Raw genomic sequence first — 23,802 nt, 5'->3', positions numbered from 1 at the left:
AACCCTTTGATAATTGGACATTCACCCGATTTACTTCAGGGGTTCGATAATGCTCGATTTTCGTATCATTTACCAAACCGAAAGGAAATACCACAAAAACAAAAAGATGAGATTGTTTAAATAGGGATTAAAAATTTTGTCATCACTAATTCTTATAGCTATACTTAGACTTGAGTTGTTCATATATAATCGAAAGTTTTAGAGTTGTAATTTAGTAAACTCTAATACATGATAATTATCATGCATTATCTTTGAATTAGATGATAATACTCATCATTTGAGCCTTTTTTGCTTTTTTATGATTGCAATCATAAAAAAGCACACTTTTTACATAGATTTTTACACTCAAATTAACATTAATTAATACTATTATGAAAACACTTACAGTACTTGCTTCACTTATGATAGCAGCTATCTTTTCTTCATGTGGCGGAGAAGATAAACCAAAAACAGAAACGGGAGCCCAAGAAGCCCCTCAAAGCATGGTAAAAGATGCTGAAACGTATGATCCAAAAAGAGGGGAAGGTAAATATACTGCCGAATCACTTGCATTAAGTGATAAGTTAGATGAGGCCCAAGCTAAGGTTGGAGAAGATGCGTCAAATGTTAAATGTACTTCTTGTCACAAAATGACAGAGGAGAAACTAGTTGGACCAGGATGGAAAGATGTTACGAAACGCAGAACAGGAGAATGGATTATGAACTTTATCACAAATCCAGATCCAATGATTGATAAAGATCCAGAAGCACAGGCAATGTTAGAGTTATGTTTGGTTAGAATGCCGAACCAAAGTTTAACAGATGATGATGCAAGAGCTATTTTAGAGTATATGAGAAAAATTGACGGAGTAAAATAAGTAACTAAAAAAAAACATATGAAAAATTTTTTCAAAATAGCAGCAGTAACAGGTATATTTGCCGCTGTCGGGTTGCAATCATGTAAACCAAAAGATACAGCTAATGCCGTAAGTGGTGATTCAGGAATAAAGTCCTATGTTGCTCCAGGGAAATACGATGAAGTGTACAACTTTGTAAGTGGTGGTTTTAGTGGACAAATGAGTGTTTACGGATTACCATCTGGTCGTTTATTAAGAGTAATTCCTGTTTTTTCAAATGATCCTGAAAAGGGATGGGGATATAGTGAAGAAACAAAACCAATGTTAAATACCTCTCATGGTATGGTTCCTTGGGATGATTTACATCACGTTCAACTTTCCAAAACAAATGGTGAAGCTGATGGGCGTTGGGTATTTGGGAATGCAAATAACACGCCTCGCGTTGCTCGTATTGATTTAACTACTTTTCGTACAGCGGAAATTATTGAATTACCAAATAGTGGAGGAAATCACTCGTCACCATTTATTACTGAAAATACAGAATATGTAGTAGCTGGAACTCGTTTTAGCGTTCCAATGGATGATGCTAATGGAGATGTAGGAATTGATACATACAAAGAAAACTTTAAAGGAACATTAAGTTTTATTAGTGTAGGAAAAGAAGATGGTAAAATGGATATTGCATTTCAAATTCAGTGTCCAGGCGTTAACTTCGATTTAAGTCGTGCAGGGAAAGGTGTTTCACATGGTTGGTTTTTCTTTTCTTGCTATAATACAGAGCAAGCAAATACGTTGTTAGAAGTTAATGCTTCTCAAAAAGATAAGGATTTTGTAATGGCTGTAAACTGGAAAAAAGCTGAAGAGTATTTAAAAGCAGGAAAAGGAAGAAAACAGGCTGTTAGATATGCACATAATACATATAGTGAAAAAACGCACACTGCAACTTCAGAAATTAAAACAGAAGTTATTGTACTAGATTCTAAAGAATTAAAAGACATTTGTTATTTCATTCCGTGTCCTAAATCACCGCATGGTTGTGACGTTTCTCCTACTGGAGAATATATTGTTGCAAGTGGTAAATTAGCGGCTGTTATTCCAGTGTTTAGTTATGATAAAATGTTGAAAGCAATTGCTGCAAAAAGTTTTGATGGCGAATTCGAAGGAATTCCAGTTATTAAATATGAATCAGCTCTATACGGTGAAGTAAAAAAACCAGGATTAGGGCCTTTGCATACTGAATTTGATGATAATGGAAATGCATATACATCAATGTTTGTATCTTCTGAAGTAGTTAAATGGAATATTAAAGATTTAAAAGTAATAGATAGGCAACCAACATTTTATTCTATCGGTCACTTATGTGTAGTTGGTGGCGACACAAAGAAACCAACTGGGAAATATTTAATTGCATATAATAAAATTACTAAAGATCGCTATTTACCTACTGGTCCTGAGTTATCACAAAGTGCTCAGCTATTTGATATCAGTGGCGAAAAAATGAAATTAATCTTAGATTTCCCTACAATTGGAGAGCCGCATTATGCACAAGCAGTTTTAGCAAGCGTTATAAAAGACAAGTCTGTTAAAATGTTTAAGATTGAAGAAAATGCTCACCCATACGTAGCTAAAGGAGAAAAGGAATCAAAGGTTGTTAGAGAAGGGAACAAAGTTCATGTGTATATGACAGCAATTCGTTCACATTTAACTCCTGATAATATTGAGGGAATTAGAATGGGTGACGAAGTGTATTTTCATGTAACTAATTTAGAGCAAGATTGGGACGTTCCTCATGGATTTGCAATAAAAGGAGCTGATAATGCAGAATTACTAATCATGCCAGGTGAAACGCAAACATTAAAATGGACTCCTACAAAAGTTGGTATTTCTCCAATGTACTGTACTGATTTCTGTAGTGCTTTACATCAAGAAATGACAGGATACGTTAGAGTGTCTCCAGCTGGAAGTAATGTTCCACTTAAATTTGGAACAGGTGTAACTAAACCAGAAGTAGCAGCTGCTTCTAAATAATAAATAATTTTTGTTATAATAATAGGGAGCAGACAAATTTTTTCTGCTCCCTTTTTATTTAATTAACAATCCGTTTATGAACTCAAATGAAAAAAATATTGGAATAATTTCCAAAGGACTACTTGTGATAGCTGGAGTTTTATTAGTTGTATCTTTATTCAATCCAATTTGGAGAATTGAATTAGATGCCCCGCAATATCCAGAGGGATTAGCTTTAACTATTCACGCCAATAAAATTGGCGGTGAGGTAGAAATTATTAATGGATTAAATCACTACATCGGAATGAAAACACTTCACGCTGATGAGTTTATTGAATTTACGGTTTTACCTTATATAATTAGTGGCTATGCATTAGCATGCTTAATAGTCGTTTTGATAAGAAAAAGAAAAGCATTACATATATTATTGGGGGCATTTGTTTTATTTGGAATTATTGCAATGGTCGATTTTTGGCGCTGGGAATATAATTATGGGCACAATTTAGATCCCAGTGCTGCAATAATAGTTCCAGGGATGGCCTATCAACCACCGCTTATAGGATTTAAACAGTTGTTGAATTTTGGAGCATATTCAATTCCAGATATTGGTGGCTGGTTATTTATAACAAGTGGTTTACTAATGGTTGTTGCTGTTTTTTTAGAGTATTTGAAAACAAAGAAACTGAAGAAGCAAAACACGATGACTATGGTATTACCAATTATGCTATTATCTTTTTTCTCATGTGGACAAAAAAATCCAGATCCTATCAAAATAAATTCTGACAACTGCGATAATTGTGGAATGACTATATCAAATCCCCAATTCGCAGCAGTATTGTTTACCCCCAAAGGAAGAACATATAAATTCGATGATATTTCATGCTTAATAGATTATAAGAACGATAATAAAGAGAAAGCATTAAATGCTGAATTATTCGTTGCAAATTTCCCTAGTGATAATCAGCTACTTCCTGTTGAGACTTCTGTTTATATTAAAGGAGATAATGTAAAAAGTCCTATGGGAGGAAATGTTGCTGCCTTTAAAGACAGAGAAAGTGCAACTACCTATGCTCTTGAATTAGCGGCAGAGTTTACCGACTGGAATACTATCAATAAATAATGAAAAAATTAATTGTCTTATTATTACTTTCTTTAACTTCTTATTGTATATATGCAAATAAATTTGAAGTTGGGAAAACCATGCCATATAAGAGTATAAAAAGTGCTCTTGATAATATTCAAAACGGAGATACCATATATGTTCATGAAGGTATTTATAAAGAAGGTAATATAATAATTAGTAAAGCAGTTAATTTAATTGGTGTTAATTTCCCGGTATTAGATGGTCAAAAGAAATATGAAATTCTTTCCATTAAAGCGGCAAATACTTTAGTTTCAGGATTTAAAATTCAACATTCAGGATTCGCCACTTTAGACGATCCTTGTGCCATAAAAGTTTATGACACACATAATGTTATCATTAGTAATAATATCATTGATGATAATTTTTTTGGAATCTATTTACAATTTTGTAAAAACTGTATCATTAAAAACAATCACATTACCGCATATGGTGTCGAGGAACAACAAATTGGTAATGGTATACATTGTTGGAAAAGCGACAGCTTGCAGGTAATTGCAAATAAAGTGTCTGGTCACAGAGATGGAATTTATTTTGAATTTGTTACCAACTCTATTATTTGGCGAAATGTTTCAACGTCCAATATTCGCTATGGACTACATTTTATGTTTTCAAATAATGATTCTTATATTTCTAACGTATTTAAAAATAATGGTGCTGGTGTGTCAGTTATGTTTACTCATAAGGTAAAAATGATTAATAATACATTTACCGAGAACTGGGGCGATGCAGCTTATGGCTTATTTTTAAAAGAAATATCGGATAGTTATATTTTTGGGAATAAATTTTATAAAAACACTGAAGGCATACACATGGAAGGCACTAGTAGAATTAAAATTGAAAAAAATATTTTTGAAGCAAATGGATGGGGAATGAAAATCCAAGCTAGTTGCATGGATAATGAAATTGCATCAAATAATTTTGTAGGTAATACTTTTGATATTAGTACTAATGGATCCCTTGTTTTAAATACTTTCAATGGAAATTATTGGGATAAATATGAAGGGTATGATTTGGATAAAAACAAAATTGGCGATGTTCCTTATCATCCACTAAGTCTTTTTTCTGTTATCGTTGAAAACAACCCACCAGCAATGCTTTTGTTTAGAAGTTTTATGGTTACTTTATTAGATAAATCCGAAAAAATAATGCCCAGTTTAACTCCTGATAATTTTATTGACAATACACCGTTAATGCACTCTTTAAAATTATGATAGAAATAAATAAGTTGTCAAAAAATTTTGGCAAACTCAAAGTTTTAAATAGTGTAGACTTATCATTTAAGCAAGGCGAATGCATTGCCCTTATTGGCCCCAATGGTTGTGGTAAAACCACTTTGATTAAAAGTATCTTAGGAATGGTTATTCCTTCTGAAGGCACTATAAAATTTAAAGAAGAGTTTATTTCAAAAAATTTCGAATACCGAAAGAATATTGGCTATATGCCCCAAATTGGCAGATATCCTGATAATATGACTATTGGTCAGATTTTAGAAATGGTGAAAGAAATTAGAAAATCTAGCGAACAATTAGATGAGGATTTACTACATAAATTTAAATTAAAAGATTTATTTAATAAAAGAATGAGTACACTGTCTGGTGGCACAACTCAAAAAGTAAGTGCGACACTAGCTTTTTTATTTAATCCAGATGTATTAATATTAGATGAGCCTACAGCGGGATTAGATCCTTTAGCCTCTGAAATTTTAAAAGAAAAAATTATTACAGAAAAACAAAAAGGGAAATTAATATTAATTACATCACACTTGTTAAGTGAGTTGGATGATTTAATTACTCAAATTATTTTTATGCAAGATGGCGTTGTACAATTCCATAAAACAATTGATGATTTAAAATCATCAACAGGAGAAGAACGAATTTCAAAAGCAATTGCCAAAATTTTAAAAGACAGAAACAATGAATAGAATTATAAAATTTATTGTTTTAGATATACTTAAAAATAAAATTGTTTTAGTATACACGATAATTTTATCAATATTATCCTGGAGTGTATTTAGTTTAGAAGACAATAGTACAAAAGGATTATTAACACTTTTAAATGTCATACTTTTAACTGTTCCGTTGGTTTCTGTTGTGTTTTCAACTATTTATATTTATAACAGTTCTGAGTTTATTGAATTGCTGTTAAGTCAACCAATAAAACGAAGTAAGATTTGGTGGAGTCTATTTTTTGGTTTAAGCGCATCTTTATTATTGTCTTTTTTTATTGGAACAGGAATCCCCATTCTGTTTTATGCTCCATCAGATGTTGGAGTGATGATGTTATTGGTTGGTTTTTTTATTACAACTGTATTTGTTGCTATTGCATTTTTAAGTTCAATTATTACAAGAGATAAGGCTAAGGGAATAGGTATAGCCATAATGCTTTGGTTGTTTTTCGCATTGCTTTTTGATGGCCTTGTTTTATTTGTTTTATTTCAGTTTTCGGATTATCCTATCGAAAAAATTATGGTTGCAATTACTGCGTTTAACCCGATTGATTTAGCTAGAATATTAATATTATTACATATGGATGTTTCTGCAATGATGGGATATACTGGAGCAATTTTTAAAGACTTTTTTGGCACATCTTTAGGTATAGTTATAGCTTTTTTTATTTTATTACTATGGATTATCATTCCGTTTTGGATTTCTCTATTAAAATTTAAAAGAAAGGATTTGTAAAATGAAAAAGGACATTCTAAACAAAAAAGATATTGAAAAATTGGTTAATCTTTTTTACGAAAAAGTAAAAAAGGATACAACTATTAGTCATTTCTTTAATGATGATTTTCAATGGGATAAACATTTAGGAGTAATGTATAAATTTTGGGAAAACGTAGTATTCTATACTGGAAGTTATAGTGGAAACCCTATGGATAAACATCTTGAAATTCATGCAAAAACGCCACTATCAATGAAGGATTTTGATGAATGGACCAAACTTTTTATTGAATCTGTAGATGAATTATTTTCTGGCGAAAAAGCGGATTTAATAAAACTGATGGCCTCAAATATCGCTAAGGTTATGCAAATGCAAATACTCAAGTAGGTTATTATAAATTTCATTTTCACTTAACCTTATTATTTTTGGTAACTTGTTCCTAAATCTCTATGTTAGACACGTTCTTAATATTGGTATTTTAAGTGTGTCAAAATTATTTGATATTGAAACAATTGCATCTAATGATTTAGGATTAAAATTTATTAAAGCTGATGTTTTGTTTTTTCATTTATATACATAATGCTTTAAATTAAAACAGACCCATTTAGGGTCTGTTTAATTAATTGTTAAAATCCATTTTCTAATAAAATGCTTTTTGGGAAAAGAATATTATTCTCTAAATGAATATGTTGATGCAAGTCTTCCTCAAATTCTTTTAATTTCAAATACGAAACTTTGTAAGTAGCGCAACTATCTTCAGGAGGCATATAGTTATTAGTTAGTTCTCTAATTTCCTTAAAGATATCGCCCACTACATCGTGTTCAACTTCCATCATATGTATTGGGTTTTTTATAGTTCCAAAGGCAGTATTTGGAGTTTGTAACTTATTTGATTTAGCTAAAACAAGTTTTTTTATATATGGAAATAGTATTTGTTCTTCTTTGCTCATATGGCCATTTAATTCCTCTGCGGCTTCATTAAATTTTTGTGCGATGGTTATTACTTCTGGATGATTGTCGCCATGTACCTTTGCTACTTTGCTTGTATATTCTATCAATAATGGAATAGCTTTTTTCACATATTCATGGTGAGTATTTAAAATATAATCAACCAAAAAATCTAAGTTCCATTCATCAAACTTTTGCGATGGTGTTGTCTTAACCATGTCGAGAATACTTAATTCTTTTTCAACTGCCATATAATCAACTTTTTGTTCATTGCATGCTTGAGTTACAGTTTTTTTTCCTCCACAACAAAAATCTAAATTATATTTTTTGAATATTTCTGCTTTTCTAAAATCTTTTGCTACTAGTTCACCAATTGTAGTCTCGGAAGAAAAATTATTTTTTTTAATTTTAACCTCCCAATACTCTGGTCCAGATTTAAGATATTCCCAAGAAAAAATATTTCCTTTTTCTCCAATTAATTGATAAAATAAAGGTTTTGGGTCATGGTCGTTATGAATAATAAACGCTTCCCCTTCTTGTAGAGTATCAAATTTTTGAAAAATAGTTGGATGTTTAAATTTTGGTTCAATGACTGTTACATCTAATGTTTCAATTGTTTCCATTTTATTATTTTTTATAATATTTTAGATACAAAATTAGATAGGTTATTATCGTCAATTAATGATTTGAATCATACAATAGCTTTATTAATCTATTTTTACATTATTTAACAAATCGATAAATTCAGATTGAATAGATTTAGTTTTGTCTTGAGCATACCATAGGTGAATATTTTTCACGAGTTCATCATGTGTAATTTCATGGTTGTTTTTTTTTAATTCTAATACTTTATCTTGTATTGCTTTTGGTCTTGGCCCCCAAATAAAATTTATAGACTCGGTTTCCTCATCTATGCATATTAGTTTCGGAATAGATCGAGACCGATTAGTTAAAAAAGAATCTATAACATCTAAATGTTCATCTCTGAAAATTATTTCTAATTTTATATTCTCATTTAGTTCTGCAATTTTAGCTATTACTGGAATACATTGGGCACTGTCGCCACACCAAGTTTCTGAAATCACTAACCATCTTTGTTTTTTATTTATTTGACTTGTCAATGTGTGTAAATTGTAATTTATTATACATTGCTTGTCTATGCGTTTCATTCGCTGAGCGTTAATTAATGTGGCAGCAATTCGTTCTTTTAATTCTTCTCCAGATGTCGTATATTCTTCTGCGTATTTGATAATCAATTTTTTATACTCATCATAATTATATGATTTAGTAATTTTTTGTAACACATTGGTTTCCATTTTTTTCACAAAGGTTATTATATTATTTATATATTGATTATAATCATATTTATTGCTTATCATATAATTGACGAAGGCTACCCTTTTGAGGTAGCCTTCTTATTAATCAAACAATCGATACTTAGTATTAAAATTCAACTCTTTTTTATTTTTTGATTAATATTTTTTATTTTGGCAATAATACATCACCAATTACGTGTATAATACCGTTAGCTGTTGTAATTGAAGCGACAATTTCAGAACCATTTACGAGTGTTTTATCACCTTGTTTGGTTATTTTCACTTTACCGCCATATACCATATCATATTCTTGATTATCATTCATATATTCGATCTTTAATGCTCCCACGTAAGTGTGATAACCTAAAATGTTTTGTAGATCTTCTTTTTTCTCAGGTTTTAATAATCCATCTACTGTACCTGGGGGTAATTTTTCGAAAGCTGCGTTAGTTGGAGCAAAAACTGTAAAAGGTCCTGCATTACTTAATGCGTCAACAAGTTCGCCTGCCTTAACTGCTGCAACTAAAGTAGTGTGATCTTTACTTCCAATAGCTACTTGAACTATATTGGGATTAGATGTTGCATCTTGAACACCAGATTGACCTGCTCCCGTAGCTTCAGTTGCAGTGGCTTCTGTGTTATTTTCACTATTACTTTCTGTTGTAGCTTCTGTTTGTGAACCACAAGAGAATAGTCCAATAGATCCTGCTATTAATAAGTATTTTAATGTTGTTTTCATAATATATTTTTTTATCAAAAATATCGAGTTTATTTTCAATAGTTTATGATTGAAATCATAAGTTTGAGAATATGTTTTTAAATCGGACAAACTTGTCTTATTTGAAAATAAAGTGAATATATTTGTCAAAACAAAAAATAATTGTACTATGAAAGATTTAACACCGCACACTTTTCACATCCCGGTTATGGGATTAGCCTACACGATAGATACTCCCATAAAAGTTGCTAAATACGGTATTACCTCCGTTGTGTCAGTAATTGAAGATTATCTTATTGAACAAATGAGGGAAGTAATTTGTAAAAATGAACATATAGGATATGTTAAAATTAACACGACTGAGCGTGATTATAGAGCGAGAAGAATAACCGCTTACTTAAATCTAATTCAAGACATAATTGATAAACAAATCGAAGAAATTAAGCGCGAAGATTTTATTACGGGAAAAGACATTGTTCAGTATTTTGAAATGCTACCTGATGATTCAGAAATAAAAAATTTGTATTATAAAATGCTCTCAAGCCAAACACATGAAAAAGAAAAACTACAAAAACAACTTCGCTATTTAATTATACCAGGCAAAATTGATGTCAATATCATGACAAAGTTAGATAAACCAAATTATGATCCTGATGGTAATGAATTGCCTACACAATTTTCTGATGCTCTTTCCGCTTTAAGAGGTTATGCAAATAGTAATGTTAAATCTTCTATCGTTTTCTCTGCTGGGTTAAATCCAAGATTATTTAGTTATTGCGAAACATTTGAAGATTTTTATCCTAATTTAAAGGGAATTATTAGTAAGAAAATTATACTAAAAGTGAGCGATTATCGCTCTGCTTTAATTCAAGGTAAATATCTTGCTAAAAAAGGATTATGGATTTCGGAATTTAGGATTGAATCAGGCATTAATTGCGGGGGGCACGCTTTTATATCAAATGGAATTCCTCTAGGCCCAATATTAGAAGATTTTAAAAGTAAAAGAAATGAGTTGTATAATGAGTTATTAGTAGAATGTGAGAATGCATTAAAAAGATTAGGCAGAAACCCTTTTATAGTTAAACCAGAATTAAAAATTACCGCACAAGGTGGTATCGGAACAAGTGAAGAAAATAGTTTTTTGATTGATTATTATAATTTAGATTCAACAGGTTGGGGCAGCCCTTTTCTACTAGTGCCAGAAGCAACTAATGTAGATAGTGAAACACTAAATAAATTAAAATCAGCCAAGAAAGATGATTATTATTTAAGTCACGCATCACCTTTAGGTGTTCCATTTAGTAATTTCAGAAGTAGTAGTTCGGAAGAGCAACGTAAAATGAGAATTAATAAAAACAGACCAGGAAGCCCTTGTTTCAAAAAATTTCTTTCTATGGATATAGAATTTACAGATAAGCCTATTTGCACAGCCTCTAGAGAATACCAAAATTTAAAAATTAAACAACTAAAGAGTCAAATTACTGATAACAATTTCTTAAAGCATGAGATTGAAAAAGTAACAGAAAAAGATTGTTTATGTGAAGGTCTTGGGGCATCAGCTTTATTAAAAAATAAAACTAAACTTTCACACAATTTAAGCGCAGTCACAATTTGCCCAGGTCCAAATTTGGCATATTTTTCTGACACGTTTTCTCTGAAACAAATGGTTGACCATATCTACGGACGACTAAATATTTTAAATAATTTAAATAGACCCAATATTTTTGTGAATGAGTTGCAATTATATTTTGATTATTTAAAAAAAGAAATTGAAGATCAATTCAATGTAATTACCGATAAAAAATTATCTCACTTCCAAACCTTTAAATCTAATTTATTAAAGGGTATTGATTATTATGAAGAACTCATTCCAAAAATTAAACAAAGTAATACTGAATTTAAAAACAATATTATAGAACAACTCGAAGAAATAAAATCTTCATTAAATCTTTTGCCCTTGTTGCATACTGCATAATATTAATAGATTTAATACGTATTATGTATTCAGGACAAACAGATATGAAATGAAGATGAACTAATTTAATTAAAACAAATTAATAAAAATATTATGAAACAAATAGTTAAAAGATCTTGGGCAGAGCCCTATAAAATGAAAATGGTTGAATTATTAAAAATGACAACCAAAAAACAACGTATTAAAGCTATTAAAGAAGCTGGCTATAATACATTTCTTTTAAAATCAGAAGACGTGTATATTGATTTACTAACTGATAGCGGAACAAACTCAATGAGTGATAGACAATGGGGCGCATTTATGACTGGTGACGAAGCTTATGCTGGAAGTAAAAGTTATTATAAATTGGAAGATGCTATAAAAAAATATTATGGTTATAAATATATAGTGCCAACACATCAAGGCAGAGCAGCAGAGAATATTTTGTCAAAGATTTTAATAAAAAAAGGTGATATTATACCTGGTAATATGTACTTCACAACAACGCGATTACATCAAGAACTGGCAGGAGGTATTTTCGCAGATATTATTATTGATGAGGCACATGACCCATTAAATGAGCATCCATTTAAGGGGAATGTGGATTTAAATAAACTTGATAAGCTTGTTAAAAAACATGGTGCAAAAAAAATTCCTTATGTAAGTCTTGCAACTAATGTAAATTTAGCAGGAGGCCAACCTGTTAGCATGGCTAATTTAAAGGAGTTAAGAGCCTATACTAAAAAACATAAAATTCGTATTATACATGATATGACTAGAGTTGCAGAAAATGCATATTTTATTCAACAACGAGAGAAAGGATATAATAATAAAAGCATTAAAGATATTGTTTTTGAAATTTGTTCATTAACGGATGGTGCTACTATGAGTGCTAAAAAAGATGCTTTAGTTAACATTGGTGGTTTTATGGCGACAAATGAATGGGATGTTTTTGAAGAAGCAAGAAATTTAGTTGTGGTTTACGAAGGACTTCATACTTATGGAGGATTAGCTGGCAGAGATATGGAAGCTATTGCCATTGGAATTGCTGAAAGTTTGGATGATAATCATCAACATGCTAGAGTAGGTCAGGTAGAATATTTAGGTCATAAAATGATGGAATACGGAATTCCAATTGTTAAGCCAATTGGAGGTCATGGTATATTTGTTGACGCTAAAGCTTTTTTACCTCATCTTACTCAAGATCAATTTCCAGCCCAAACTTTGGCTGCAGAAATCTATATAGATTCTGGAGTTAGAACAATGGAAAGAGGAATAATTTCAGCAGGAAGAAAATCAAATGGTGAAAATTATTACCCTAAATTAGAATTAGTACGATTTACTATTCCGCGAAGAGTCTACACTCAAGCGCACATGGATGTGATTGCTGAGTCAGCAGCTGCGGTTTATCAACGAAGAAATTCCATTAAAGGATTGAAAATGATTTATGAGCCAAAGTACTTGCGTTTTTTTCAGGCAAAATTCGAAAAAATATAAATGAATTTCATGTCATATGAAATAGCCATGTGTCTAAGTGAACAAACACAAATGAGGATTCATTGCATATATCATATGACCATAGAAAAACAATACTATCTACATATGAAATTCAAACCTAAACATATGTTTTTTATTCTAAGTCTGTGCTTTCTTATTTATTCAATTAGTATATATTTAAAGCCACTTTCTATAAAAGAGGATTCAAAATTTAATAAAGAGAAAGCGTCTGAAGGTAGATTAGTATGGCAAGCCTATAATTGTCAAAGTTGTCATCAGTTATATAGCTTAGGGGGTTACTTAGGACCCGATTTAACTAATATTATTTCTAATCCTAGTAAGGGAGAAAAAACAGTTAGAGCGCTGGTTAAATCAGGAACTAAGCAAATGCCAGCATTTAATTTAACTGACAATGAAATGAATTTACTTATTGAATTTTTGAAATCTACTGATGCAAGCGGAAAAAGTGATCTTAGAAGTTTTAGTATAGATAAATTTGGAATGATAGAGAAAAATGAAACTAATTAAATTTAATATTGGAAAGCTGTTTTTAGTAACTTCATTATGTATGTTAATGCTAGGCTTATTTTTCGGAATATTTGCCGCTATTATTTATATTTTTCCTGATTTTATGAAACTCCAATTAGGCTTTGTTTCATTAAGACCATTACATGTTTCATCAGCTATTTTTTGGATTATCTTAGGAGCTACTGGTTGTATTTATAATGGACTAAAGCAATATATAACAGAAGCTAGAACATACAAAATTGCACTTATTCAATGGATATTGTGGATTTTTGCAATTATTGGTATTGTGACTTCATATTTTAATAAAGATTTTGGTGGTAGAGAATATTGGGAATTTAATCCTATTTGGGCTTTACCAATAGCAATTGCGTGGATTTTATTTCTAGTAAATTTTTATTCGTTAGTAAAAAAAGTAAAAGACTGGCCTGTGTATATTTGGATGTGGCTCACGGGAGTTTTGTTTTTTCTATTTACTTTTTCAGAAAATTATTTATGGATATTTCCATATTTCAGAGAACATTTTATTACTGACATGACAATTCAATGGAAAGTAAATGGGTCTTTGGTTGGTTCCGAATCAGATTTTATATGGTACTGCGTTTTTTTTAATGGATAAAATATCTAATAGTAAAAACACTGGGACCAATAAGTTTGCTTTTGCTATGTATTTTCTAGGACTATTTAATCTAATGTTTAATTGGGGGCATCATATTTACACTCTCCCTACAGAAAACTATATTAGATATATCGGATATATAGTTAGTATGACGGAATGGGTATTTTTTATTAAAATCATTTATGATTGGCGAGCTAGTATTAATGCCATTCAGAAAAATTATCATTACTTCCCTTATCGATTTATTATGGCTGCAGATATATGGGTTTTCCTTAATATGGGCCAGGCCATACTGATGTCGATACCAGCAATAAATATTTACACACACGGTACACATGTAACAGTCGCACATGCAATGGGTACTACCATAGGGATAAATACTATGATATTATTAGCTGCATGCTTCGAGTTTTTTAATAAAAAGGATAAGTCTAAATATTTAAATTATCTGTTCTGGTTATTACAAATCAGTTTGTTAGTATTTTGGTTATCACTAAATGGCGCTGGAATACAAAAAGGGATTTGGCAATTAAGCAATCATCAAGAAAGTTATTCTAAAATGATGGAATCCTTAAGGCCCGATTTTATTGTATTTGCTTTTGCTGGCTTGGGATTATTGATAGCCTTAAGTTCTTTCGCTATTATCTTAATTAATACTGCAAAAAAAACATAAAGTGAATTGATTTATTCCCATTTATCTATTTATTATGAAAAATAGTATAGACTTAGAAGATTTAAAAACTGCATACAGTTATAAATCAAATAAAGAAATAAAGTTCACCTATTTTGTTTTTTGTTTACTTCAAAAACAAAAAATAGTTAAACTATTAATTTTTTTTACGAAAGGTGTTCTAAAATATAATTTGCCATTTAAGTTTCTAATAAAAAAAACAGTTTTTAACGTATTTTGTGCAGGGGATGACATAGATACAACATTTATAAAAATTCACTATTTAGAAAAATTTAAGGTAAAATCTGTATTGGATTATGTCTCTGAAGGAGAAAATAATGATGAATCTTTTGATAGTAATGCTAAAATAATTGTTTCTAATATTATTAGGTTGGGCAAGGAATGTCCTGGTAATTATATAAGTGTAAAAATTTCAGGATTAGAAAATCCTAAGTTTCTAACTTATTGTAATGGGATTGAATTTGTTAATGATTTAATCTTATTACCGAGATTTGATAGATTAATAAATCGAATCGATTTAATCTGTAAAACAGCACATGACTCAAAAGTAATTCTTTTTATTGATGCTGAAGATAGATGCATGCAGGATCTTTTTGATAAAATTACAGAAATGATGATGGAAAAATATAACAAAGATTTTGCTGTTGTATTTAATACTCTTCAAATGTACCTTAAGGATAGAATACAATACCTAGGTGCTTTAATTAAAGATGCTGAGCGAAAGAATTATGTTCCTGGAATTAAATTAGTAAGAGGTGCTTATGTTGAAAAAGAAAAAGAGAAGGCTATAAAAGAGGGGAAAGGTTCTCCTGTATTTGATACAAAAAAAGAAACAGATGATTCTTTTAACCAAGCTGTAGAAATATGTTTACGTGAGTTTAAAAAAGTTGATTCATGTATTGCTACACATAACAATGATAGCACAATACATGCTATTAATTGCATTCATAAGTATAATATTACTAATCACTATTCAAAAATTAGATTTTCGCAATTATACGGAATGAGCGATAACCTAACGTTTAATCTAAGTATAAATGGATATAATTCCTCTAAATATTTGCCTTATGGAGAAGTGAAAAAAGCTATCCCGTATTTAATTAGAAGATCAGAAGAAAATTCTTCTATTGATGGGCAAATAATTGATGAAGTTATGCGATTGAAGAAAGAAATAGAACGAAGAGATAATCTATAAATTATTTAACGTGAGTTTTATTTACTAGTCCAGATTGTTTTGTTTCCGAATCCTAACGTGTTATCTGTAAATTTTAAAAAATCTAATCTTACAGCCCACACATAACCCATTACCGCAAGGCTCATGGGGTACTTTTTTACATATTTTAAATTTAGTTGTAACTTATCAATTTCTTCATTTTCAATTATTTTTCCAGTGAATTGGATTCCTTTTAATTTTAATGTGTCAATCACATTTGGCAATATAGTTCCTGAAATACATGCCATTGGTTTTGTTAGTTTTTGATGAGTAGTGCCAACTGCTGACTTAAATACTAGAATAAGAGACTCTTCGTCAAATGAGTAAAAACAATTAATGCAATACGGATTGTTTTCGTAGTCAATAAAGCAAACAGTAGAAATTTTATTTTCTTGTAAAAATGCTGCTAATTTATCAGGAATTGGATTCATAATGCTAGTTGTTTTGTAAGCGGCTGTTTTTTCTTTTTAAAGCATTTAAATACTCTTTTTTCTCAATTTCAGAATTTGGTTTTATTCCTGGCACAATAGCTGGATTTGCATTGTCATCAAGTGCTACAAACGTAAAGTATGCTTCATTTATTAAATAGGCTTTTTGACTAAGTATTTTCTTTGCCCAAGCTTGTACAAATATTTCCATAGAAGAATTAAATGATCGTGTCATTTTAGCTTTAATAGTAATGATGTCGCCAATCTTTGCAGGTTTCTTAAATTTAACACTGTCGATTGATGCTGTAACGCAAATATGTTCAGCATGATTTTGAGCACAAATTGCAGATGCAATATCCATCCATTGAACTAGTCTTCCCCCTTGAAGAATTCCCATCGGATTTGTATCATTTGGGCAAACAATCTCTGTCATTATTGTTTCTGAATTTTTTGATGTTTTAATCTTTTTCATTATTAATTAGTTATTTAAGTATAAACATTGGCATTTATTCCATTTGCTAAAACTTGATCACAAATCGAATTCAATGTTTTAGCTGAAATTTTTTCAAGTTTATCAGCAGGGGTTTCTCTATCAATAGTATAAATCATAACAGATTTTGGATTAATTTCTTTTATCGCATTAAGCCATGAAGATAGCTCATCAGTTGTAGTATTATCAACATATACTCCATCACAATAACCTTTTAAAAAGATTGTTTGAATAATTAATTCACCATTTAATTCTTTTAATTTTTCTATATACCATTCTATCGTTTTGGAGGAAAGAGGCTTGTCAATTTTTTTTAGCATATCAGTGTTACCAGCATCCAATTTCATAACCCGTAAGTCTATTTTTTTTAAACTTTCAAAAACTGACTTGTTCCCTAAAAGTGTTGAATTTGATAAAACGGTTATCTTTATTTTTGGTAGATAAATATCTCTAAGCTGAATAACAGCGTCTATTATTTCTGAAAATTTAGGATGCATTGTAGGCTCACCGTTTCCTGCAAAAGTAATACTGTCAATATGTATTTTTTCCTTTTTAAGTACCTTAAAACGATTTTCTATTGCAGTAATTATTTCACTTGACCCTAAATATTTGATTTTATTTGATTTTAAGTCAGTCCAACCGCATTCACAGTATATACAATTAAAATTACAAACTTTATTTTGTAAAGGCAATAAGTTAATGCCGAGTGAACTTCCAAAACGTCTGCTTACTATTGGACCAAATACGATATTATTGTACAATACTGACATATATGTAATATTAATTATTTTTTATGCCTTTCAATATGAGCTAAATCATTTTTTAGGTTTTAGGTTTTATTATTATTGACAATAATTTGTTTATAACTATTCGGACATGTTTGTCCGATATGTTTTTTAAAAATATATTTTTGCTTAAATAAAAATGAATTATGATTTTTTCGAAAGCTTGTGAATATGGTATAAAGGCAGCTATATATGTTGCGGAACAATCTATTAATGGAAACAGGACAAGTTTAAAAGGGATTTCTAAAGAAATAGGTTCCCCTGAAGCGTTTACTGCAAAAATTTTACAAACCCTTGTCAAAAAGAACATTATTAATTCAGTAAAAGGATCAGCAGGTGGATTTGAAGCAGACTTAAAAAAGGATTAATAAAGTTAAATTAATTGAAATTGTGATTGCGATTGATGGTTCATTGCACGAAGAGAAATGTGTTTTGGGATTGAGCAAATGCTCGGAAATAAGTCCTTGCCCAGTTCATAATAAGTATAAACATATTAAAAAAGATATATTAGAAATGCTAGAAAAAACAACACTAGCTGGAATGTCTAATAGCGTATTAGAAGGATTAAGCTATTTAAAAAACTAAATATACTTTAAGAAGTAATTACTGTTAGGGTTTAACTCTTAAACTACGCAATCAAATTTAATTATTTAATTTTAAAACCTAAGTACATAGGGTGGAATGATATTGTCTAAAAACACATGAATAGTTACTCTAAAATAAATATAATGGAAAAATATGTAATTAAAAGAACTGGTGAATACAAACCATTAGATTGTTTTAAAATTAAGGATGCAATTTCAAAAGGATTTCAAAGTGTAAATGAAAAGTTTGAAGAGGGAATTTTTGAAGAAGTCATCCTTGAACTTATTTCTAAAGACACATGGAGCGTTGAAGAGATTCAGGATATTATTGAAAAAAAGCTATTTGCTAGAAAGTACTTCGATGTTATGAGATCGTTTATGTTATATCGACATACTAGAAAATTACAAAGAGAATTAACTAATAATATAGATACTACTACTACATATATTAATAGTACTCAAACCATTGAAGAGTATATAGGACAGACAGATTGGAGAATTAATGCTAATGCCAATACGGCTTATTCAAATGCTGGTTTAGTAAATAATGTTGCGGGAAAAATTATTGCTAACTATTGGCTTGATAAAGTATATTCTCCTGAAGAGGGAGTAACACATCGTAATGGAGACATTCACATTCATGATTTAGATTGTTTAACTGGATATTGCGCTGGTTGGAGTTTAAGAGCATTATTGAATGATGGATTTAATGGTGTCCGAGGAAGAGTTGAGAGCAAGGCTCCTTCTCATTTTAGAGAAGCACTAGGACAAATGGCCAATTTCTTAGGAATACTTCAAAGTGAATGGGCAGGTGCTCAAGCCTTTAGTTCATTTGATACATACTTAGCTCCTTATGTATTTAAGGATAAATTATCTTTTGAGGAAGTATTGAAGGCTATTCGTAGTTTCATCTACAACCTCAATGTTCCAGCACGTTGGGGGCAATCGCCTTTTACTAACATCACGTTAGATTGGGTAGTTCCTTCTGATTTAAAAGAACAGATCCCTACAAGAAATGATAATCATCTTTTTAAAACAATAAATGACATTACACTTATTGAACTTGCAAGAGAAAGAGGAGTTGGTGATCTAATTGACATGAGATATGAGCATTTTCAAACGGAGATGAATATGATAAATAAGGCCTACTATACTGTAATGACAGAAGGTGATTCTCAGGGACAACCTTTCACTTTTCCAATTCCTACTGTAAATATTACTGAAGATTTTGACTGGTATGGCGAAAATACAGACTTATTATTTGAAAATACAGCAAAGATTGGTTCTTCATATTTCCAAAATTTTATTGGTAGCCAATATGTCTTAGATGATAATGGGAATAAAATTGAAAACGAGAAGGCTTATAAACCAAATGCTGTAAGAAGCATGTGTTGCAGATTACAACTTGATTTAAGAGAACTATTAAAGAGAGGCAACGGATTGTTTGGAAGTGCTGAGATGACAGGAAGTATTGGTGTTGTTACAATTAATATGGCTCGTTTAGGTTATTTATATAAAGGAAATATAAAAGCTTTATATGAGCGCTTAGATTTTTTGCTTGAAATCTCAAAATCTACACTAGAAAAGAAACGTGTTTTTATTCAAGATATGTATGATAGAGGGCTATATCCATACACTAAAAGGTATTTAAGTCATTTTAGAAATCATTTCTCTACAATTGGAGTAAATGGAATCAATGAAATGATATTGAACTTTACGGGTGAAAAAGATAATATTACTACTGAAACAGGGATTGAATTTGCCGGTCAAATATTAGAATATATTCGTGAAAAGATGAAGCTTTATCAGGAAGAAACTGGAAACTTATACAACTTAGAAGCTACTCCTGCAGAAGGTACAACGTATCGTTTTGCAAAAGAAGATAAGAAAAGATTTCCAAATATTATTCAATCTGGTACCGAAGAAAACATTTACTATACAAATAGCTCCCAAATTCCTGTGGATCACACAGACGATCCTTTTGAAGCATTGCTTTTACAAGATGAATTACAATGCAAATATACTGGAGGTACAGTTTTACATTTATATATGAGAGAAAAATTAAGCTCAGCGGAGGCTTGTAGAAACTTAGTAAAAAAAGTTCTTTCAAATTTTAGATTACCATATATTACAATCACTCCAGTATTTAGTATTTGTCCCACTCATGGATATTTATCAGGGGAGCATGAATATTGTCCAGAATGCGATGAAATTTTATTAGAAAAATTAAAGCTTAATCATATTAAACATGAAAACACACAAAAACAATCAATTGTTGCAAAGTCATAATTTGCAGCGAACAAAATGCCTCGTTTATACACGAGTAATGGGTTATCATAGACCTGTAGAAAGTTTTAATATTGGGAAAAAAGGTGAACATAAACAACGATTACAATTTAATGAGAGTAGATGTCGCTAAGCCAATTTACAACATCACTCCATTTACTCTGTTGGATTACCCTCATAAAACAGCCTGCATTTTATGGTTTGCAGGCTGTAATATGAGATGTTTATATTGTTATAATCCAGATATAGTATTAGGTAAAGGAAAGTTGTCATTTCATGAGGCTTTAAATTTTTTAAAAACTAGAATTAATTTATTGGATGGTGTAGTTTTGAGTGGAGGGGAATGCACCCTTCATAAAGGTTGTATTAACCTCATAACGGAGATAAAAAAGATGGGGTTATTAGTTAAAATCGATACAAATGGAACAGCCCCCCTCATATTAGATTGTTTAATACGAGAAAAATTAATTGACTATGTCGCACTTGATTTTAAGGCGCCAACAGAGATGTTTAAATTTATAACAAACTCTAACTTGTATTCTAAGTTTATCTATAGCCTTAAATTATTAATTAATAGTAATGTTCCCTTTGAGGTAAGAACTACAATTCACTCATCTCTTTTGGCTCAAAAGGATATTCAAAAAATGATAGAAGTTTTGGAGAAGTTTGATTATAGAGGGACTTACTATATTCAAAAATTTATGAATGATACAGATACATTATCAGGAATAGAAAACTCGGAACTAAATCCTATTAACTTCACTTCTCTTAATACAAAATTATCAGTTGTCTTAAGAAATTAGTTTATCTGGATAATGACAGAATAAAGATTATCTTATGATTATAATCACGTTTATCTAACTAATGAAGTATGCAAATCGTCAGCATAATGTGGACGAAATTTTTTGATGAACTTAAGTTTTATATTTTAAGTGTTTTCATTAAATAGTACGATGTCATTTGTTATATTTCTGATGATTGTTTTCTTTGAGAAAGCACCATTAATATCGTACCTGAGAAAAGTAATAATGATACTCCAAAAAGAGTTTCATTTACATATTTCACAACTATATAGCTGAAAGCAGCCACTCCCTGAACACCTAAAACTAATTCATTTAAAAATATCCCTATAACAAATACGCTAAATGCTATAGTGGTTAGTTTATTAACTAATATTAATTTAAAAGTATATAGAAATGATAGAATGAATACAGAAATTACTGCTAATAAAACTAAATGCAAATACGCAATAACGATTGGTCTAAATCCAAATGCAAGATCGCTTACAGCAGGAATTGTTGAGCCTAATTGTAACATTAGTTTAACTGTAAACGCAATGCCTACAAATAGAAATAAGTAAATCTGAAATTTATTTAATGTTGTACCACTCAACTTGAGTGATGTTTTTATCGCCTTGATAATCTTTATCCATAAAAATACTTGTATAAAAGCTGCAATTACAACAATAACATATAGCCAATTAGGTAATTTTGCCCACAATGTTGATAGAAAATAGGCAGGGATAAATGACATATAAGATAGTTTAAAATATACTTTATCATATTTAAATTGAGGTAGTATTTTTGTGGTCTCACTAAAAAACAAACCCAAACAAGAAAAAATAAAAAATCCGTTGTATTGAAAATGTAGGTAAAAATATACAGAGGCTAAATACCAGTGTTCATTAAAATTTCTGGAAGCCATCATGTATGCTAAATAAAAGGTTCCAACTGATGAAATAATATTAAATAATAAAGCTGCTTTAAACCAAGGTTTAGAAGGGTTAGAATCATCAACATTTTCTAAATCTTTAAAATAGAAAAATGTAAATAAGCAAGCAATAATTATTGTAATTGTAGAAAAAATGATTGATAAAGTACTATAGCCTTGATATGAAAAAGAAAACAACATACCGTACGAGCATATTAAATTTGCAATGATAATTCGTTTATAATTTTTAGTATTTAATAGGGGTAATTTTTTCAATACAAAGTGAATCATTAATATATATAAGGAATGTGTAATCCAGCCAGAAAAAGCGAAATGAGAATGCGCGTGTTGTATGTTTTTTTGACTGAAATATGGAAAATCAAACCCGATTTTATACCTCATTAAAACACCAAGGCTAGCTACAATTAACAAATTAATAAGCGATATTTTTAACCAGAATTTAATATTAAAAGACATAATCAATATATGAGTTTGCGTTCAACTATCTGAACTATTTTTTTAGTTTTCATTTTTGTTAAAGTCCTAATAACCGTTTCTACTCTTAATCCAGTATAATTAGCAATCTCTTGGCGAGTATAAGGGATTTCAACCTTCTCACTTTCTCGATTGTTTTTCTTTTTAAAATCATTCAGAAACCCTATTATTCTTGACTCAGGCGTATTGTTTATAATTTCTCTGGCGGTTGTAGCTTTACTATATATTCGCTTAGCAAAAAGAATAATCATTTGTTTTTGATACACAGGATATTCATCTAAAATTTCTAAAAATTTCTCTTTTGATAATTTCAAAACAATTGAGTCCTGACAAGCAACAGCTGAAGAAGGGTAGTTTTCATCAATGAAAATGGGTGGCTCACCAAAACTGCGTCCAGTTTTAAATTCTGATTGGGTAAATTCTTTTCCGTCTAAATTGGCATTAAACATTTTAACGGTTCCTTCAATTATTTGATAATAATACCTAGGGTGATCTCCTTCATGAAAAATAAAATCACCCTTTTTGAATTTTTTAGCTATAGCCCCCCATGTTATTAATATATCAGCGTCAATTTGCATAAACAGATTTCTTATTTCCTTAAAAGTAATAAAAATAAAGGAACAGCATCACAAATTTACGTTTTACTATTAGTTAAAAGTATGATTATAATCATTAAATTTATTACTTATTAAGCATAAAACCACTTTAGTGTCTCGAAAAACGAATTGAAATCTTAGCTTCTATTATATATGAACCCATGTAACTTTTAATCCTTTCAAAATCAGTTAAAAAGTTCGATAAGTGCAACTGTTTGGGTACAGAAAGCCGCTGAATTTTTCAGCGGCTTTTTTTTGATAATTCAATAGTCAGCATCACTTATTACAGTCATCGAACT

24 protein-coding genes and 1 pseudogene are annotated in these 23,802 nt (G+C 30.2%); 17 read left to right on the top strand and 8 right to left on the bottom strand.

All coding sequences use genetic code 11. The annotated features are described in order from the left end of the window. Positions 1-371 precede the first annotated feature (371 nt). The 7 genes from IPP64_17865 (at position 372) to IPP64_17835 (ending at position 7,035) form a co-directional block, all read left to right on the top strand. Entirely contained in the window at positions 372-857 is a 486-nt protein-coding gene (locus IPP64_17865) for a cytochrome c (protein MBL0331230.1), read from the top strand. A gap of 18 nt (positions 858-875) precedes the next feature. Continuing rightward, entirely contained in the window at positions 876-2,864 is a 1,989-nt protein-coding gene (nosZ, locus tag IPP64_17860) for a Sec-dependent nitrous-oxide reductase (protein ID MBL0331229.1), read from the top strand. Positions 2,865-2,940: 76 nt separating this feature from the next. Further along, positions 2,941-3,963, top strand: a complete 1,023-nt coding sequence (locus IPP64_17855; GenBank protein ID MBL0331228.1) for a nitrous oxide reductase accessory protein NosL — start codon at positions 2,941-2,943, stop codon at positions 3,961-3,963. Then, positions 3,963-5,198, top strand: a complete 1,236-nt coding sequence (locus tag IPP64_17850; protein MBL0331227.1) for a nitrous oxide reductase family maturation protein NosD — start codon at positions 3,963-3,965, stop codon at positions 5,196-5,198. Before IPP64_17855 ends, IPP64_17850 begins: the two co-directional genes overlap by 1 nt. Beyond that, positions 5,195-5,908, top strand: coding sequence for an ABC transporter ATP-binding protein (locus tag IPP64_17845; protein ID MBL0331226.1), 714 nt, complete (start codon positions 5,195-5,197; stop codon positions 5,906-5,908). Before IPP64_17850 ends, IPP64_17845 begins: the two co-directional genes overlap by 4 nt. Further along, a complete protein-coding gene (locus IPP64_17840; protein ID MBL0331225.1) occupies positions 5,901-6,668 on the top strand; it encodes an ABC transporter permease subunit in 768 nt (255 codons plus the stop codon). The genes IPP64_17845 and IPP64_17840 overlap by 8 nt, the downstream gene beginning before the upstream one ends. 1 nt (position 6,669) lies before the next feature. Next, the gene (locus tag IPP64_17835) at positions 6,670-7,035 is read left to right on the top strand and encodes a group III truncated hemoglobin (protein MBL0331224.1); all 366 of its coding nucleotides are present in this window, start codon (positions 6,670-6,672) and stop codon (positions 7,033-7,035) included. Positions 7,036-7,274: 239 nt separating this feature from the next. Here the strand turns inward: IPP64_17835 and ric are convergent, their stop codons facing one another. The 3 genes from ric to IPP64_17820 form a co-directional block, all read right to left on the bottom strand. Further along, positions 7,275-8,219 (bottom strand): iron-sulfur cluster repair di-iron protein, encoded by a 945-nt coding sequence (gene ric, locus IPP64_17830; GenBank protein MBL0331223.1) that lies wholly within the window; start codon positions 8,217-8,219, stop codon positions 7,275-7,277. 84 nt (positions 8,220-8,303) lie between these two features. Further along, positions 8,304-8,921: a thioredoxin family protein gene (locus IPP64_17825; GenBank protein ID MBL0331222.1), complete on the bottom strand. Its 618-nt coding sequence runs from the start codon at positions 8,919-8,921 to the stop codon at positions 8,304-8,306. A 157-nt stretch (positions 8,922-9,078) separates the two neighbouring features. Further along, on the bottom strand, positions 9,079-9,651 hold the full coding sequence (locus IPP64_17820; protein MBL0331221.1) for a fasciclin domain-containing protein: 573 nt from the start codon (positions 9,649-9,651) through the stop codon (positions 9,079-9,081). Between the two features lie 148 nt (positions 9,652-9,799). Here IPP64_17820 and IPP64_17815 point away from each other — a divergent pair, with 148 nt between their 5' ends. The 6 genes from IPP64_17815 to IPP64_17790 all read left to right on the top strand — a co-directional run bounded on the left by IPP64_17815 (position 9,800) and on the right by IPP64_17790 (position 16,111). Further along, on the top strand, positions 9,800-11,605 hold the full coding sequence (locus tag IPP64_17815) for a hypothetical protein (GenBank protein ID MBL0331220.1): 1,806 nt from the start codon (positions 9,800-9,802) through the stop codon (positions 11,603-11,605). A 93-nt stretch (positions 11,606-11,698) separates the two neighbouring features. Continuing rightward, a complete protein-coding gene (locus IPP64_17810; GenBank protein ID MBL0331219.1) occupies positions 11,699-13,081 on the top strand; it encodes a tyrosine phenol-lyase in 1,383 nt (460 codons plus the stop codon). Positions 13,082-13,186: 105 nt separating this feature from the next. After that, a complete protein-coding gene (locus IPP64_17805) occupies positions 13,187-13,609 on the top strand; it encodes a cytochrome c (GenBank protein ID MBL0331218.1) in 423 nt (140 codons plus the stop codon). Continuing rightward, on the top strand, positions 13,596-14,225 hold the full coding sequence (locus IPP64_17800) for a cbb3-type cytochrome c oxidase subunit I (GenBank protein ID MBL0331217.1): 630 nt from the start codon (positions 13,596-13,598) through the stop codon (positions 14,223-14,225). Before IPP64_17805 ends, IPP64_17800 begins: the two co-directional genes overlap by 14 nt. Continuing rightward, entirely contained in the window at positions 14,218-14,898 is a 681-nt protein-coding gene (locus IPP64_17795) for a cbb3-type cytochrome c oxidase subunit I (GenBank protein ID MBL0331216.1), read from the top strand. The genes IPP64_17800 and IPP64_17795 overlap by 8 nt, the downstream gene beginning before the upstream one ends. Positions 14,899-14,932: 34 nt before the next feature. Continuing rightward, positions 14,933-16,111 (top strand): proline dehydrogenase family protein, encoded by a 1,179-nt coding sequence (locus IPP64_17790; protein ID MBL0331215.1) that lies wholly within the window; start codon positions 14,933-14,935, stop codon positions 16,109-16,111. 17 nt (positions 16,112-16,128) lie between these two features. Here IPP64_17790 and IPP64_17785 read toward each other — a convergent pair whose 3' ends face one another. From IPP64_17785 to IPP64_17775, 3 genes are read right to left on the bottom strand one after another with little or no spacing between them, the layout of a single operon-like run. Beyond that, positions 16,129-16,560: a hypothetical protein gene (locus IPP64_17785; protein ID MBL0331214.1), complete on the bottom strand. Its 432-nt coding sequence runs from the start codon at positions 16,558-16,560 to the stop codon at positions 16,129-16,131. A gap of 4 nt (positions 16,561-16,564) precedes the next feature. Further along, complete coding sequence (locus tag IPP64_17780; protein ID MBL0331213.1) at positions 16,565-17,029, bottom strand: acyl-CoA thioesterase; 465 nt, start codon at positions 17,027-17,029, stop codon at positions 16,565-16,567. Between the two features lie 14 nt (positions 17,030-17,043). After that, positions 17,044-17,817 (bottom strand): radical SAM protein, encoded by a 774-nt coding sequence (locus IPP64_17775; GenBank protein ID MBL0331212.1) that lies wholly within the window; start codon positions 17,815-17,817, stop codon positions 17,044-17,046. A gap of 164 nt (positions 17,818-17,981) precedes the next feature. Here IPP64_17775 and IPP64_17770 point away from each other — a divergent pair. The 4 genes and pseudogenes from IPP64_17770 (at position 17,982) to IPP64_17755 (ending at position 21,505) form a co-directional block, all read left to right on the top strand. Further along, a pseudogene (locus tag IPP64_17770) lies at positions 17,982-18,417 on the top strand (Rrf2 family transcriptional regulator). A gap of 143 nt (positions 18,418-18,560) precedes the next feature. Next, complete coding sequence (locus IPP64_17765; protein MBL0331211.1) at positions 18,561-20,705, top strand: ribonucleoside triphosphate reductase; 2,145 nt, start codon at positions 18,561-18,563, stop codon at positions 20,703-20,705. Then, positions 20,665-20,835 (top strand): hypothetical protein, encoded by a 171-nt coding sequence (locus tag IPP64_17760; GenBank protein ID MBL0331210.1) that lies wholly within the window; start codon positions 20,665-20,667, stop codon positions 20,833-20,835. Before IPP64_17765 ends, IPP64_17760 begins: the two co-directional genes overlap by 41 nt. Continuing rightward, on the top strand, positions 20,816-21,505 hold the full coding sequence (locus IPP64_17755) for an anaerobic ribonucleoside-triphosphate reductase activating protein (GenBank protein MBL0331209.1): 690 nt from the start codon (positions 20,816-20,818) through the stop codon (positions 21,503-21,505). Before IPP64_17760 ends, IPP64_17755 begins: the two co-directional genes overlap by 20 nt. A gap of 160 nt (positions 21,506-21,665) precedes the next feature. On the opposite strand, the gene IPP64_17750 is transcribed toward IPP64_17755, so the two are convergent. Both IPP64_17750 and IPP64_17745 read right to left on the bottom strand, forming a co-directional pair. Continuing rightward, positions 21,666-22,889, bottom strand: coding sequence for a hypothetical protein (locus tag IPP64_17750; GenBank protein MBL0331208.1), 1,224 nt, complete (start codon positions 22,887-22,889; stop codon positions 21,666-21,668). Between the two features lie 2 nt (positions 22,890-22,891). Further along, positions 22,892-23,485, bottom strand: a complete 594-nt coding sequence (locus tag IPP64_17745) for a Crp/Fnr family transcriptional regulator (GenBank protein ID MBL0331207.1) — start codon at positions 23,483-23,485, stop codon at positions 22,892-22,894. Between the last annotated feature and the right edge of the window lie 317 nt (positions 23,486-23,802).

It is taken from the genome of Bacteroidota bacterium (assembly GCA_016722565.1).
In the GTDB taxonomy this organism is placed as follows: domain Bacteria; phylum Bacteroidota; class Bacteroidia; order 2-12-FULL-35-15; family 2-12-FULL-35-15; genus 2-12-FULL-35-15.
Note: the sequence above shows the minus strand (reverse complement) of the source record. Positions and strands in the feature narration are given on the sequence as shown.